This window comes from Pseudomonas sp. Q12-87, from assembly GCF_001269755.1.
Taxonomy (GTDB): Bacteria; Pseudomonadota; Gammaproteobacteria; order Pseudomonadales; family Pseudomonadaceae; genus Aquipseudomonas; species Aquipseudomonas fluorescens_S.
The window spans coordinates 20,521-33,852 of record NZ_LHVI01000018.1; the positions used below are offsets into that span (position 1 = coordinate 20,521).

A 13,332-nucleotide genomic window follows, 5' to 3' on the forward strand; every position below is an offset into this window, starting at 1 on the left:
GTGCGATCGCCAAAGAACATGCAAACAACCCGGATCTCCTGTGGGAGCGGGCTTGCTCGCGAAGGCGGCAGCATTGTCGAAATCGACGCAAGATGATCCACCGCTTTCGCGAGCAGGCCCGCTCCCACAGGGGATTTGCGTCCGGAGCTGGGGGTGTGAGTTTGTCCCAGCAATGGAACGCTAAGCATGTCGGCCCTCTGGCGAATCAACCTCTGGGTCACGGCGTTTTTTGCCCTGGTGACCCTGGCCTGCGCCATCCTGTTGTTGCATCAGGCTGTCGCTGACGTGAAGCGCGAGCTGCAATCGGCCGAGTCGGTGGTGCATTACCTGCGCGAAACCGCCGAGCGCGATCCGGCCAGCCTCCAGTCGCGGTTGACCGGCAGCCTGCGTCATGTGCGGGTTCATTGGCTTGCGCCAGGGGCCGCGCTTGCGGCGGATGAAGGCGGGATCCAGGCCTGGCTGGGCCGTCACTTGCTGGACGATGGCCCTGCTGCGCAGGTGGTGGACCTGCGTGACGGTCGGCGGGCGTGGATTGCCGTCGATCCGAAGGATGAGATCGAGGAAATTATCGATTCGCTTGTGCAACTGCTGGGCGTCTGCGCGATGGCGCTGTTGCTCAGCCTGCTGGTGATTCGCTGGGGCGTGCGCCGGGGCATGCGCTGGCTGGACGAGTTGCTGCATGCGCTGCGCCAGGTGTCTGCCGGGAACTTACAGGTGCGCTTGCCCGCTGAAGGTGTCCCGGAGGCGCAGCAACTGGCGGGGCATTTCAACCGCATGACTACCGGCCTGGCCCAGGCCCGGGCGGACAATGCCCGGCTCACCGAGGCCTTGTTGGCCGTGCAGGAAGAAGAGCGCCGCCAACTGGCGCAAACCCTGCACGACGACCTGGGCCAGTACGTGGCGGGCATTCGCGCCCGGGCCTGTCTATTACGTTTGGTGGCCGATCAGCCGGCATCGCTGGCGCAGACTGTCAGCCAGCTGGAAGATCATTGCGAGCACCTGCACCAAGGGTTCCGAGCGTTGGTGCATGACCTGTACCCGGTGGTGCTGCAGCACCTGCCGATGGGCGACGCCATCGCTTCGCTGGCCGAGCAATGGCAAAAAAACCAAGGCATTCGCTGTCGTCTTTGGGTCGATGAGGTGCTGCCGCAGCTGTCCGCACCGGACAAGACTCATCTGTATCGCCTGTTGCAGGAAGCGCTGACCAATGTGGCCCGGCACGCGGACGCAACCGAGGTGCGGATTCGCCTGCGACATCGCGCAGGACACCTGCGTTTGCTGATACGCGACAACGGCCGCGGGGCGACGCAGCCAGCGCGCGCTGGGGTTGGTCTGCATTCGATGGCTGAACGAGCCCGTAGCCTCGGTGGCGAGCTGCGCATCATCAGTCGACCGAATTGCGGGTGGGCGTTGGCTTTGAACATACCTTTGGAGGCGTAATGAACATCTTGTTGGTGGACGACCATGCAGTGGTTCGGCAGGGCTATGCGAGTCTTTTGCGAGCGCTGATGCCGCAGCTGCAGGTCCGGGAAGCAGCCACCGGTGAGGAGGCGCTGAGCCAGGTCCAGGAGCAAGTGCCCCACCTGGTGATCATGGATTTCAGCCTGCCGGGCATCAGCGGCCTGGAAACCACCCGGCGCTTGCGCCAGCGTCTGCCGCAACTGCGGGTGTTGTTCTTCAGCATGCACGATGAGTTGCCGTTGGTGCGCCAGGCGCTGGACGCCGGTGCCGCCGGCTACCTGACCAAGAACTCGGCGCCCCAGGTGTTGATGGAGGCGGTGCGACGGGTACTGGCCGGGCATGCTTACATCGAGCCGTCCCTGGCCACGCAACTGGCCTGCGCCAACTCCCGGGACAACACCGACCCGCGCCTGCAATGCATGACCCAGCGAGAGCTGGAAATTTTCGTCATGCTCGCCAAAGGCACCCCCGCGCGCACCATCGCCGAACAGCTGTGCATCAGCGCCAAGACCGTGTCCAACCACCTGACACTGCTCAAGAGCAAGCTACAGGTCAGCTCCCATGCGGAATTGGTGCACTTGGGGATCGATATGGGGGTGGTGCGGGTGGCGGGGTAGATTCCGGGTTCCAGTGAATGATCATTGTGGCGAGGGGATTTATCCCCGTTGGGCTGCGAAGCGGCCCCTGAAACAGCTCGTCCAATGAGCCTGACACCCCGAGTTGTCAGGCTTTGGGGCTGCTTCTCAGCCCAGCGGGGATAAATCCCCTCACCACAGGATTGTGTGTCTGCGCAGACTTCATTGATCCCACGACGTTGGACATCCCGTACACCCGCGCATATTCGCATCCTGGTAATTCCCGTAGTGCTGGCGTGAACCGCTCAGGTTGGCGTCTTCCAGATTGCTTTCGCCGAGCTTGGCTTCCTGCAGGTTGGCGTCGCGCAGGTCGGCGCCCTTGAGGTCGGCCTTGCTCAACCAGGCCATCTCAAGGTCGGCAGCCTGCAGATTGGCCTCGGTCAGCTTGGCGCCGGACAGTCGAGCGAACTGAAGGTAGGCGGCCGTCAGGTCGGCACGCTGGAATTGCGTCTCTTGGGCGAACAGGCCCCAACCCTGGATTGCCTTGAGCGTGGCGCCGCTGAAGTCGGCCAGGCGCAAGTTACTTTGCTGCAGGCTGGCGCGGGTCAGGTTGGCGCCTTGCAGGTTGGCCCGTTCCAGATTGGCTAGGTCCAGCCGTGCATGACGCAGGTCGGCGTTGCGCAGGTCGGCGCCGCTGAGATTCATTTTGCGCAGGTCCTGGTTGGCCAGCCGGGCGCCACGCAGGTCGGCGCCAGGGCATTGGCTGGATTCGGCGATGACGCAGCCGTTGAGGGTAAGGGGGGGGTCGGTGTCGTCGGCGTTGGCAAAGGCGCCAACGAACAGAAGCAGCAATGACAATGATTTCATGGTATGAGCTCTAGCAATTGTGGGAGCGGGCTTGCTCGCGAAGAGGCCAGCACAGTCAAAATATTCATTAACTGAACCACCTCATTCGCGAGCAAGCCCGCTCCCACTGAGGACATAGGGAGGTCAGTGCTACTTTTGCGCCGTCGCTTTATCCCAACTCGGAATCTTGAACACCCAGAACGACCCACCCTGGGCGACGGGTTTGGTCAGCTCGGCCATGTCGCCGCCCCACAACGGCACGGCACCGCCGTAGCCGACGGTCACGCCAATGAATTGCTCGCCGTCCTGTTCCCAGGTGATGGGCGGGGAGACGATGCCGCTGCCGGTCTGGAATTTCCACAGCTCCTGTCCCGTCTTGGCATCAAAAGCCTTGAAAAAGCCGTCGCCGGTGCCGGTGAACACCAGGTTGCCTTTGGTCGCGAGGACGCCGGCCCACAGTGGCAGCGGTTCTTTGTGCTCCCAGACCACCTTGCCGGTGGTGGGGTTCATCGCTCGCAGGGTGCCGACGTGATCGTCATACATCCGCTTGATGCGAAAGCCCATGCCCAAGTACGCAGAGCCCTTTTTGTAATTCACTTCCTCGGTCCAGTATTCCTCTTTCCACTGGTTGCCGGGGACATAGAACAGCCCAGTGTCCTGGCTGTAGGCCATGGGGTTCCAGTTCTTGCCGCCGAGGAAGGGTGGCGAGACTTCCACCGGTTTGCCCTTGGTTTCACCGGGCAATGGCTTGGCCGGACGCTGCCCTGGGTTCTCCACCGGGCGACCGGTCTTCAGGTCGATGTGGCTGGCCCAGGTGATGTTGTCGACGAAGGGGAAGGCGTTCTGCAGTTTGCCGTTGTTGCGGTCCACCACGTAGAAGAAACCGTTGCGGTCGGCGTGGGCGGTGGCCTTGGTCACCTTGCCGTCCTTGTCCTTGTAGTCGAACAGCACCAGCTCGTTGTTACCGGAAAAATCCCAGGCGTCGTTGGGGGTGTGTTGATAGAACCACTTCACTTCGCCAGTGCTCGGGTCGACGCCGACCTGGCCGGAGGTATAGAGGCTGTCATAGTCGTGTGGGTTGCCATCCTTCGCGGTGCGGGCCCATGTATTCCATGGGCCGGGGTTGCCCGCGCCGACGATGATGGTGTTGGTCTCGGCGTCAAAACTGGCGCTCTGCCAAGGCGCGCCACCGCCATGGCTCCAGGCTTCGACCTTGCCGGTTTCGGTGGTTTTGTCGTCGGGCCAGGACGGCGCCTTGACGTCGCCGGTCGGGGTGCTGTCCTTGCCGTTGAGGCGGCCCATGTGGCCCTCGACGAAAGGTCGCATCCAGACTTCCTCACCGGTATCCGGGTCGCGGGCAAACAACTGCCCGACCACGCCGAACTCGTTGCCGGAACTGCCATGGATCAGCAGCACCTTGCCGCTGGTCTTGTCCTTGATCAGCACTGGGGCACCGGTCATGGTGTAGCCGCCAGCGTGGTCGCCGAATTTCTTGTTCCACACCACCTTGCCGGTGTTCTTGTCCAGGGCGACCAGCCGCGCATCCAGCGTGCCGAAGTAGATCTTGTCGCCGTAGATGGCCGCGCCGCGATTGACCACATCGCAGCACGGGCGAATGTTGTCCGGCAGCCGGTGATTGTAGGTCCACAGGCGCTTGCCGGTCTTGGCGTCGAGGGCGAATACCCGCGAATAGGATCCGGTGACGTACACCACGCCGTCGCTGACGATGGCCTGGGATTCCTGGCCGCGTTGCTTCTCGTCACCGAACGAGTAGGACCAGGCCGGTGTGAGCTTGAACACGTTCTTGTCGTTGACCTGGGCCAATGGGCTCCAGCGCTGGGCGTTGGTGCCCATGCCGTATTGCAAGACGTCCTTGGTGGTGAGGTGGTCGTTGGCGATGTCTTCCCAGGTCACGGCTGCGTTGGCATGGGTGCTCAACGACAGACTGCCGGCCAGCAGCAAGGCAACGGTCAGGGAGGAGAGGGCGGGTAGCGTTTTTATTCTCATGGTGGCAGTTCCCAGTGAAAGGTTTTGGCCTGACTAGGGTGAGTTGCGCCACGACCCGGCCGATACGGAAAAAGTCCCGCCCTTGCCGGGAAGACTTCCCGAACCGCCTGTCTTTGCGACTTGCTTCGGATGGCTTGCTACCAAGGAACTACACCGCGGCCACCAAAGCAGCATTCGGCTGGGGCGAGGGGGTTCCTAAGATGACGGCACGGCCTCTGTAGAGAGGTCTTGCGTGCAATCCAGAGGGCATAACAATGACAACAAAACGCAACGCCATCATCGCTTCCGCATTGCTGATTGGGCTGATCGGCGTAGGCTCCGCGTGGGCCCATGGCAACGTAGTGCCCCAGGCAGTGGAAACCAAGGGGCTGACCCCGATCAAGGACACCGGCGTGACCGTGGACGGCGACGGCTGGGCCGCGGTAAACCCCTATCGCACCTCGCCCGAGCATGACCGGGCCCTGGAAATCGGCTCATCGGCCTACAACCAGAACTGCGCCGCCTGCCACGGCCTGGAGGCCAAGTCCGGCGGCATCGCCCCAGACTTGCGGATGCTCGACGCGGCCGAAGCCGGCGATGAATGGTTCGTCGAACGCGTGCGTCACGGCGCGGTGCGCGATGGCCGGGTCTACATGCCGAAGATGGCCGACTACCTGAGCCAGGAAGCCTTGTGGGCGGTGCGCACTTATCTTGACAGCGTGCACGTCGAGGAGTGATCGCCATGCGCCTGTTCGCGTGGGTAGTGTGCGGCTTGTTGCTGTGCGGGCAGGCGGCGCAGGCACAGGTGCGCAGCTACGACCAGATGATCGCTGCCGGTGAGCTGAAAGTGGCCGTCTACAAGGACTTCGCCCCTTACAGTTTTGAAGACAACGGCCAACCCAGGGGCGTAGACGTGGAGCTGGCTCAGGCGCTGGCCAAGGCATTGGGCGTGCGTCTGCAATTGATCTGGGCGCCGCCCGGCGAGAAGCTCGATGACGACCTGCGCGATTACATTTGGCGCGCCAGTCCGCTGCACCACCGACAACTCGCCGATCTGATGATGCGTGTTCCGTACGATCACGACTACGTGCAGAGACGCAACGACATCGGGGAACTGGAAAACGCCCAGGTGGTGATGTTCGGGCCCTACCAGCAAGAGTGCTGGCAGGTGGCGTATGACCGTCGCCGGTTGGATTCGGTGGGCAGCGTCGCGGTGTTCCAGCAGCACCCCATAGGCGTTGAAGTCGACAGCGTGCCGTCGTTCTACCTGACTTCAGTGTTCAACGGCATGCTCAGCGCCAAGACTCGCCATTACCCAGGCGTTGGCCAGGCTTTCAAGGCCATGCAGGCTGGGGAAGTCGACGCGGTCATGGCCATGCGCGCAGAAGTGGATTGGCAAGTGCACGAGGCCGCCGATCCGCAACTGGCCCTGGCGGAAAATGCCTACCCGAACATGGGCAAGCAACGTTGGGAAATCGGCATGGCGGTGCATGAAAGCAACCGACAGCTGGCCTATGCGGTGGAAGAAGCGCTGGAAGGCTTGATCCGCGACGGCAGTGTCAAGACGGTCTATGCCCATTACGGCCTGCGCTATGAAGTGCCGGAAATGTATCAATAGGAGCGCGGGATGAAATGGCCCATGTGGTGCCTGTTGTGGTGCGGCCTGCCGATGATCGCGTTGGCGGCGGTCGAGCCGGGCAAGGATCCGGTGCCCTCGGTGATGTGGGTCTTCTATCACAAGCAACTGCTGGGCGACGCGCCGTTCGTGTTCGACGACCGGGTCCGGTTGCTGGCGCCACCCTTCGCCGAGGATGCGCGCCAGGTGCCGCTGGAAATCGATGCCCGGGCGTTCACCGGCGACGTGGTCCGGATACTGGCCTGGGCCGAACTGAACCCGTTGCCGAAAATCGTCGACTTCCAACCGGGGGAGCGGGTGCTGCCCTGGCTGTCGATCCGCATCCGTATCGAACAAGCCACTCCGCTGCGCGCCGCTGTACAGACCCGCGATGGCCTGTGGCACGTTGGCTCGACCTTGATCGACGCGGCTGGCGGCGGCTGCACCGCGCCCAGTGTGGTGCGTACCCAGGCCGGTTGGGAGGAGCATCTGGGCGAAGTGCTCGGCGCCCGTTATCCCCGTGGTGACGCCAGTCGCCTGCGCCTGCAAGTGGCCCATCCGATGGATAACGGCCTGGTCAGTGGCATCCCTGAATTCTTCCTCAATCAAGCCCAATTACTGGATGTCGACGGCCACGTGCTGGCACGCCTGGAGCTATTCCCGGCGGTCAGTGAAAACCCCAACCTGGGTTTCGACATCCAAGGCCCCGGGCAGACCCGCCTGGTGATGCGCGATAACAGCGGCAACGCCTTCGAAGCGGCGATTCCCTGACTCAAAGGAGCGCGCCATGCGCTGGTTATTGCTGATTCTCATAAGTTGGAACGTGGCTGCATGGGCCGGGACGGATTATTCACTCAAGCCACGGCAAATCGCTGAGGGTACCTGGCTGCTGGAAGGCAGCACCGAAAACTTTGCCAAGGACAATGGCGGCAACATCGTCAACACCGCCTTCATCATCACCGACGCCGGTGTCGTGGTGATCGATACCGGGCCGTCGAAACGCTATGGCGAGGCTTTGCGCCAGGCCATCGCGGCGACCACCGACAAACCAGTGATCCAGGTCCTGCTGACCCATCATCACCCCGACCATGTGCTGGGCAACCAGGCCTTCAGCGACGTGCCCATCGGTGCGTTGGCGGGGACCACGGACCTGCTGCGCCAGCAGGGCGATGCCATGGCGGAGAACATGTACCGGCTGGTGGGCGACTGGATGCGCGGCACCGAGGTGGTATTGCCCACTCAGGTGGTAACGCCCGGTGTGCTCAAAGTGGGTAATCACGCCTTGCGCCTGCTGCAACTGGCCGGGCACACCGGGGCGGACCTGGCGATTCTCGATGACACCACCGGCGTGCTGTTCGCCGGTGACCTGGTGTTTTACGAGCGCGCCCTGACCACCCCCAACAGCCCGGGCCTGGACGTGTGGCTCAACGACCTCGATACCCTGCAAGCCTTGCCTTGGAAACAGATCGTGCCCGGTCACGGCCCACTGGCGACTGACGCCCAGCCCTTTGCCCAGATGCGCGATTACCTGGGCTGGCTCGACCAACTCATGCGCGACGGCGCGGCCCGGGGCGACGACATGGCCGAGATGATCCGCAGCCCCATCCCAGAGCGCTTCGCCGGGATCAGCTTGAGCCGTTATGAACTGATTCGCAGCGTCAGTCATCTCTATCCACGCTATGAGCGGGCGGGGATGAAGCGGGTGGATGCCCAACCGCAATAGCCCTGGCGGTATGAGATCCTGTGGTGAGGGGATTTATCCCCGTCGGGGCGCGAAGCGACCCCGTCTTCAGTCATTTGGTACTGAGTTAACCGAACTGGGGCTGCTGCGCAGCCCAATGGGGATAACCCACCCTCGCCACAAAGGGAGGTGCTCGCCTAATTGAGATCACATTGCCGGACTGTGTCCAAAAGCGCGGTGTTCCAATTCGCCAACCTAACAGTTCTGTTAGTAGTCGCCTGATGAAGTTACCGAATACCCTTCAGTTGCACGTCAACACTTACGAGGGTGTCATCCTATGCCTACCCAACACGAACCGTTGCTCTGTCGATACCATTACGACCCGCTCGACCGTTTGATCGGCTGTACGTTGCTGAATGGGCCTGAATCTCAGCGTTTCTACTGCAAAAAACGCCTGGTCACAGAGATTCGAGGCACGATAAAAAAATCAATATTCCAATACAACGACCAGCTACTCGCGCAACAGTGTCATGGCGTTAAGTTTGACACTGCGCTGCTGATAACCGATTGCCAGCGGTCGGTGTTACACACGCTCAGTGAGAACAGCCAGCGACAACCCATCGCCTATTCACCTTACGGTCATCGCCCCATTGAACGCGGTGTAGCCAGTTTGCTGGGGTTCAACGGCGAACGAGCGGATCCGGTGACCGGGCATTATTTATTGGGTAATGGGCGTCGGGCGTTCAGCCCGGTGTTGATGCGATTTAACAGTCCAGACAGTTTTAGTCCGTTTGGGGAAGGTGGGCTAAATGGATATACATACTGCTTGGGTGACCCGATTAATAGATGCGATCCTACAGGGAACTCTCCACTGGCATGGGTAGGCCTGAAAACAAAGCACGTGGGTGAAGGTCTTTGGACAAAGAAAGGGGTCACCAGCTTTGAAGGAAAACGTGCGTTAAAAAGAATTCAAGCTTTAGATGAAGCGATTGAGGCGATTAAACGTGATGCTCAGAGGCAGCTCTTCCAAGCAGATAAGAAGGTATTGAACGCGGGGGGCGGCCCCAAAAAAAACACCACGCCACAAACCGGAATCCGACTTGATAACCTTGCTTATAAGGCGGCGCGCCCTGAAGAACATCCGTTTTCTTCACTGGCAGGCAAATTCAAAGAACCTTATTTAGAGCCGATGCAGCGCCAAGCGGGCATCGAACAAACTAAGCATCGTGGTATCTTCGATTATTTGGAGAAGAAGGTAGCGGATAAAAACGAGTATCTTGCAGACGCCCTAGAAGACAACAGTCTCAAGTTCGACGAGGAAATAGTTGATGCATATAAACGTAGGTTGCGATTGTATGCACTGAAAGCTAGGTCTCAGTCTGATTTGGTTGCAGAGCAAAACCGAATTCGCAATAAATACTTGACTTATTTTCCTTAAGGGCATCGCCCCGGAAATAGTTGAATCCGTATCGCGCTAGACTGCAATCAGCCACATTTCAAGAGGTTGCTACATTGGTGAAAGAACGTAACCGAGCTCACGCAAAGTACTTGCGCGGTGGATAGAAAGACCTTAAGCAGACTGCATTGGACAGATGCCCAAGGAATTGTGGGGTTTTACCGACGAGACCGCCGCACAAACGTCAGGGTGCTCAAATAAGAGGGAGCAGTTGCTCATTCCTTCACCACGGAGGCGTTGCGTTGGCCGACCAAGCCGCCTTTGGCATGTACCAAGGAACTAGAAAACTCAACACTGCGGGCAATTGTTGCCAGAGGCCCTGAGCCCAAGAATCTGCGACAGACCGGGAAAATTTCCCGGGTATAACAATAACCGCAGAGGTAGCCGTCATGAGTCATCCCGCACGTCGCCAACCGTTCGCCGTGAGCCTGCTGCTCAGTGCCATGCTGCTGTCCGGTTCGGCCCTGGCCGCCGTGACCGATCAGGAAATTCTCCAAGACCCAAAAAATACCCAGCAGATCGTGACCAACGGCTTGGGTGTACAGGGCCAGCGCTATAGCCCGCTCGACACGCTCAACATCGATAACGTCAAGGACCTGCGCCCGGTCTGGGCGTTCTCCTTCGGTGGCGAAAAGCAGCGAGGCCAGCAGGCCCAGCCGATGATCAAGGACGGGGTGATGTACCTCACCGGTTCCTATTCTCGGGTGTTTGCCGTGGATGCACGCACCGGCAAGAAGCTGTGGCAGTACGATGCGCGCCTGCCCGATGACATTCGTCCATGCTGCGACGTGATCAACCGTGGTGTGGCACTGTATGGCGACCTGGTGTTCTTCGGCACCCTCGACGCCAAGCTGGTGGCCCTGAACAAGGACACCGGCAAGGTGGTGTGGAGCAAGAAGGTTGCCGACCATAAGGAAGGCTACTCCATCAGCGCCGCGCCCCTGGTCGTCAACGGCAAGCTGATCACCGGCGTGGCCGGTGGCGAGTTCGGTGTGGTGGGCCAGATCAGCGCCTACGATCCGAAGAACGGCGATTTGCTCTGGACTCGTCCGACGGTGGAAGGGCACATGGGCTACGTCTACAAGGACGGCAAGGCGGTCGAGAACGGTATCTCCGGCGGCGAAGCCGGCAAGACCTGGCCGGGCGATCTCTGGAAAACCGGCGGCGCGGCGCCTTGGCTGGGCGGCTACTACGATCCGGAAACCAACCTGCTGCTGTTCGGCACTGGTAACCCGGCGCCGTGGAACTCCCACCTGCGTCCTGGCGACAACCTCTATTCTTCGTCGCGCCTGGCACTGAACCCGGACGACGGCACGATCAAGTGGCACTTCCAGAGCACGCCGCACGACGGCTGGGATTACGACGGCGTCAACGAGCTGATTTCGTTCAACTACAAGGAAGGCGGCAAGGAGATCAAGGCTGCGGCCACCGCTGACCGTAACGGCTTTTTCTACGTCCTTGATCGCACCAACGGTAAGTTCATCCGTGGCTTCCCGTTCGTTGACAAGATCACCTGGGCCACTGGCCTAGACAAGGATGGCCGACCGATCTACAACGAGGCCAGCCGTCCGGGCGCACCGGGCAGTGAAGCGAAGGGCAGCTCGGTGTTCGTCGCACCGGCGTTCCTCGGCGCGAAAAACTGGATGCCGATGGCCTACAACCAGGACACCGGGTTGTTCTATGTGCCGTCCAACGAATGGGGCATGGACATCTGGAACGAGGGCATCGCCTACAAAAAAGGCGCGGCATTCCTCGGGGCCGGTTTCACCATCAAGCCGCTGAACGAAGATTACATCGGCGTGTTGCGGGCCATCGATCCGAAGACCGGCAAGGAAGTCTGGCGCCACAAGAACTATGCGCCGCTGTGGGGTGGGGTGTTGACCACCAAGGGTAATCTGGTCTTCACCGGCACGCCTGAAGGGTTCCTGCAGGCCTTCAACGCCAAGACCGGGGAAAAGGTCTGGGAATTCCAGACCGGCTCCGGCGTGCTCGGTTCGCCCATCACCTGGGAAATGGACGGCGAGCAATACGTCTCCGTGGTCTCCGGCTGGGGTGGCGCGGTGCCGTTGTGGGGCGGCGAGGTCGCCAAACGCGTGAAGGACTTCAACCAGGGCGGGATGCTCTGGACCTTCAAGTTGCCGAAAGAGTTGGTGGCCAAGCGCTGAAGTCTGTCTTGCACTGTGGCGAGGGAGCTTGCTCCCGCTCGGCTGCGAAGCAGTCGCCAACCTGGCGGTCCTGGTTTCGTCCAGGAACAGAGGTACGGGAGTGCTCCGCACTCCAGCGGGAGCAAGCTCTTATCAAACAAAATACAACCCATTGTTTTTGCTTCTAAAAATCATGCAGCCTTAACTAATTGCATACCCAACTTTCGGGCTTTGCGCTCCAGAGCCCGCAGTTGGCGTCCCCGGCTTTTCTCCTCAAACTCTTCTATCCCTTTCTCAACGTAGGGTTGGCCTTTGGTGAGCATGGCGTAAATCAATCGCGCCAGTTGATGAGCCGTCGCCTTGATCGCGCAACTAGTGTCCATCCGCGTCAGGCGGGCACGGTGGCTGGCGCCAATAAAACTTTTATCCTGCCGTGCGTTGGAGGCCGCTTGCTTGAGGGCTTGGGCGGCTCGATTGATGATTTTAGGCGCTTTACCAGGAAGCGGTTTGCCTCCTGATATTCGCGTGGGAGGGGCCAGACCAAGCCAAGAGCTTAAGTGCTGCGAGGTCGGGAAACGTGATAAGTCCGGCCCCAGTTCGCTGGCGAGTACCAACGCAATATCAATACCGATGGTGGGAATGGCCGTTAAATCCACGCCCATGACCTTGATCAGTGCCTGGTGTAGCGCCAGTTGTTGATCGGCTGAGCGATGTGCACTGCGCAAGGGCTTGCAAGGCAGTCCTGTCTCCGGCTGAAGAACTGGAAGTCGCGCTAGCGCCTGGGCAATGGCTTGATCGCATTCAGCGATCTGCTTTTCCAAGAAGTCATGGCACGCCAGCTCCTGGCCTAGCGCATGTAGATGCTCTGCCCGCCAGTTGCCATGCAAGCTGCGAGCGATGGTTTCCTGATCGGCCTTGATCCGTCCGTCGCGCAAGGCTGAAAGCTTTTCAGGGGAACGCTCGCCTTGGACGATAGCCCGCAAGATCTTCAAACCCGTCACCCCGGTGATGTCACTGATAACCTGGGCCAACTGGATGTTCATCTGACTCAAGGCCTTCTGCATACGATTGATCGACTTGGCTTGGTCGCAGACTTTATTGGCGCGCTGGCGGACCAATGAACGCATCGAACAGATCTCATCAGAAGGGCGAAAAGCGCCGCTGAGCAGGCCGTGCGTCATGAGTTGCCAGATCCACTGGCAATCAAGCACATCGGATTTGCGCCCAGAGGTCTGCCGCGTAGCACGTGAGTTAACCAGATAAACCTCAAAGCCACGCGCATCCAGCACTTCGAAAAGCGGAATCCAGTAAACGCCCGTCGCCTCCATGGCCACGACACTGATGTTCAACGACTGGAGCCAGTCGGCCAGTGCGATCAAATCGTCGGTAAACGTGGAGAATTGACGGACAGCAGGATCGTACTGCTCTGGGTTTACAGCGACCCAATGCTCACGGCTTCCCACGTCAATACCGGCACAGTGGTGATGAATAATCTCAAAACGCTTTTGGTTCTTGCGCGCCATGGCAATTCCTCGCAGGATTGAATGACGCGCGCGGGGTACACGGTG

At 60.3% G+C, this 13,332-nt stretch carries 11 protein-coding genes; 8 read left to right on the forward strand and 3 right to left on the reverse strand.

Going from position 1 to position 13,332, the window contains the following annotated elements:
• The first annotated feature begins 186 nt into the window (after nucleotides 1-186).
• Nucleotides 187-1,440 carry a sensor histidine kinase gene (locus AD663_RS11940; RefSeq protein WP_003181119.1) on the forward strand — a complete coding sequence of 418 codons (1,254 nt, stop codon included), beginning with the start codon at nucleotides 187-189 and terminating at the stop codon, nucleotides 1,438-1,440.
• Complete coding sequence (locus AD663_RS11945) at nucleotides 1,440-2,078, forward strand: response regulator transcription factor (protein WP_053213783.1); 639 nt, start codon at nucleotides 1,440-1,442, stop codon at nucleotides 2,076-2,078. Before AD663_RS11940 ends, AD663_RS11945 begins: the two co-directional genes overlap by 1 nt.
• Nucleotides 2,079-2,258: 180 nt before the next feature.
• On the opposite strand, the gene AD663_RS11950 is transcribed toward AD663_RS11945, so the two are convergent.
• Nucleotides 2,259-2,903 carry a pentapeptide repeat-containing protein gene (locus tag AD663_RS11950; protein ID WP_053213784.1) on the reverse strand — a complete coding sequence of 215 codons (645 nt, stop codon included), beginning with the start codon at nucleotides 2,901-2,903 and terminating at the stop codon, nucleotides 2,259-2,261.
• Between the two features lie 129 nt (nucleotides 2,904-3,032).
• Nucleotides 3,033-4,889 (reverse strand): quinoprotein ethanol dehydrogenase, encoded by a 1,857-nt coding sequence (gene exaA, locus AD663_RS11955; RefSeq protein WP_053213785.1) that lies wholly within the window; start codon nucleotides 4,887-4,889, stop codon nucleotides 3,033-3,035.
• Nucleotides 4,890-5,143: 254 nt separating this feature from the next.
• Here exaA and pedF point away from each other — a divergent pair, with 254 nt between their 5' ends.
• The 6 genes from pedF (at nucleotide 5,144) to AD663_RS11985 (ending at nucleotide 11,785) form a co-directional block, all read left to right on the forward strand.
• On the forward strand, nucleotides 5,144-5,605 hold the full coding sequence (gene pedF, locus AD663_RS11960; RefSeq protein WP_003181126.1) for a cytochrome c-550 PedF: 462 nt from the start codon (nucleotides 5,144-5,146) through the stop codon (nucleotides 5,603-5,605).
• A gap of 5 nt (nucleotides 5,606-5,610) precedes the next feature.
• Nucleotides 5,611-6,486 carry an ABC transporter substrate-binding protein gene (locus tag AD663_RS11965; RefSeq protein ID WP_053213786.1) on the forward strand — a complete coding sequence of 292 codons (876 nt, stop codon included), beginning with the start codon at nucleotides 5,611-5,613 and terminating at the stop codon, nucleotides 6,484-6,486.
• Between the two features lie 9 nt (nucleotides 6,487-6,495).
• Nucleotides 6,496-7,254 carry a quinoprotein dehydrogenase-associated SoxYZ-like carrier gene (locus AD663_RS11970; protein ID WP_003181132.1) on the forward strand — a complete coding sequence of 253 codons (759 nt, stop codon included), beginning with the start codon at nucleotides 6,496-6,498 and terminating at the stop codon, nucleotides 7,252-7,254.
• A 16-nt stretch (nucleotides 7,255-7,270) separates the two neighbouring features.
• The gene (locus AD663_RS11975; RefSeq protein ID WP_003181134.1) at nucleotides 7,271-8,206 is read left to right on the forward strand and encodes a quinoprotein relay system zinc metallohydrolase 1; all 936 of its coding nucleotides are present in this window, start codon (nucleotides 7,271-7,273) and stop codon (nucleotides 8,204-8,206) included.
• A gap of 295 nt (nucleotides 8,207-8,501) precedes the next feature.
• A complete protein-coding gene (locus AD663_RS28360) occupies nucleotides 8,502-9,602 on the forward strand; it encodes an RHS repeat-associated core domain-containing protein (protein ID WP_083455136.1) in 1,101 nt (366 codons plus the stop codon).
• 407 nt (nucleotides 9,603-10,009) lie between these two features.
• On the forward strand, nucleotides 10,010-11,785 hold the full coding sequence (locus tag AD663_RS11985; protein ID WP_053213788.1) for a PQQ-dependent methanol/ethanol family dehydrogenase: 1,776 nt from the start codon (nucleotides 10,010-10,012) through the stop codon (nucleotides 11,783-11,785).
• A 170-nt stretch (nucleotides 11,786-11,955) separates the two neighbouring features.
• On the opposite strand, the gene AD663_RS11990 is transcribed toward AD663_RS11985, so the two are convergent.
• Entirely contained in the window at nucleotides 11,956-13,287 is a 1,332-nt protein-coding gene (locus AD663_RS11990) for an IS110 family transposase (RefSeq protein WP_053213789.1), read from the reverse strand.
• Nucleotides 13,288-13,332: the final 45 nt, after the last annotated feature.

Excerpts from the sequence above, each read along its gene's own strand:
- AD663_RS11940 (WP_003181119.1), top strand. The coding sequence starts at position 187 with ATGTCGGCCCTCTGGCGAATCAACCTCTGGGTCACGGCGTTTTTTGCC.
- AD663_RS11945 (WP_053213783.1), top strand. The coding sequence starts at position 1,440 with ATGAACATCTTGTTGGTGGACGACCATGCAGTGGTTCGGCAGGGCTAT.
- AD663_RS11950 (WP_053213784.1), bottom strand. The coding sequence starts at position 2,903 with ATGAAATCATTGTCATTGCTGCTTCTGTTCGTTGGCGCCTTTGCCAAC.
- exaA (WP_053213785.1), bottom strand. The coding sequence starts at position 4,889 with ATGAGAATAAAAACGCTACCCGCCCTCTCCTCCCTGACCGTTGCCTTG.
- pedF (WP_003181126.1), top strand. The coding sequence starts at position 5,144 with ATGACAACAAAACGCAACGCCATCATCGCTTCCGCATTGCTGATTGGG.
- AD663_RS11965 (WP_053213786.1), top strand. The coding sequence starts at position 5,611 with ATGCGCCTGTTCGCGTGGGTAGTGTGCGGCTTGTTGCTGTGCGGGCAG.
- AD663_RS11970 (WP_003181132.1), top strand. The coding sequence starts at position 6,496 with ATGAAATGGCCCATGTGGTGCCTGTTGTGGTGCGGCCTGCCGATGATC.
- AD663_RS11975 (WP_003181134.1), top strand. The coding sequence starts at position 7,271 with ATGCGCTGGTTATTGCTGATTCTCATAAGTTGGAACGTGGCTGCATGG.
- AD663_RS28360 (WP_083455136.1), top strand. The coding sequence starts at position 8,502 with ATGCCTACCCAACACGAACCGTTGCTCTGTCGATACCATTACGACCCG.
- AD663_RS11985 (WP_053213788.1), top strand. The coding sequence starts at position 10,010 with ATGAGTCATCCCGCACGTCGCCAACCGTTCGCCGTGAGCCTGCTGCTC.
- AD663_RS11990 (WP_053213789.1), bottom strand. The coding sequence starts at position 13,287 with ATGGCGCGCAAGAACCAAAAGCGTTTTGAGATTATTCATCACCACTGT.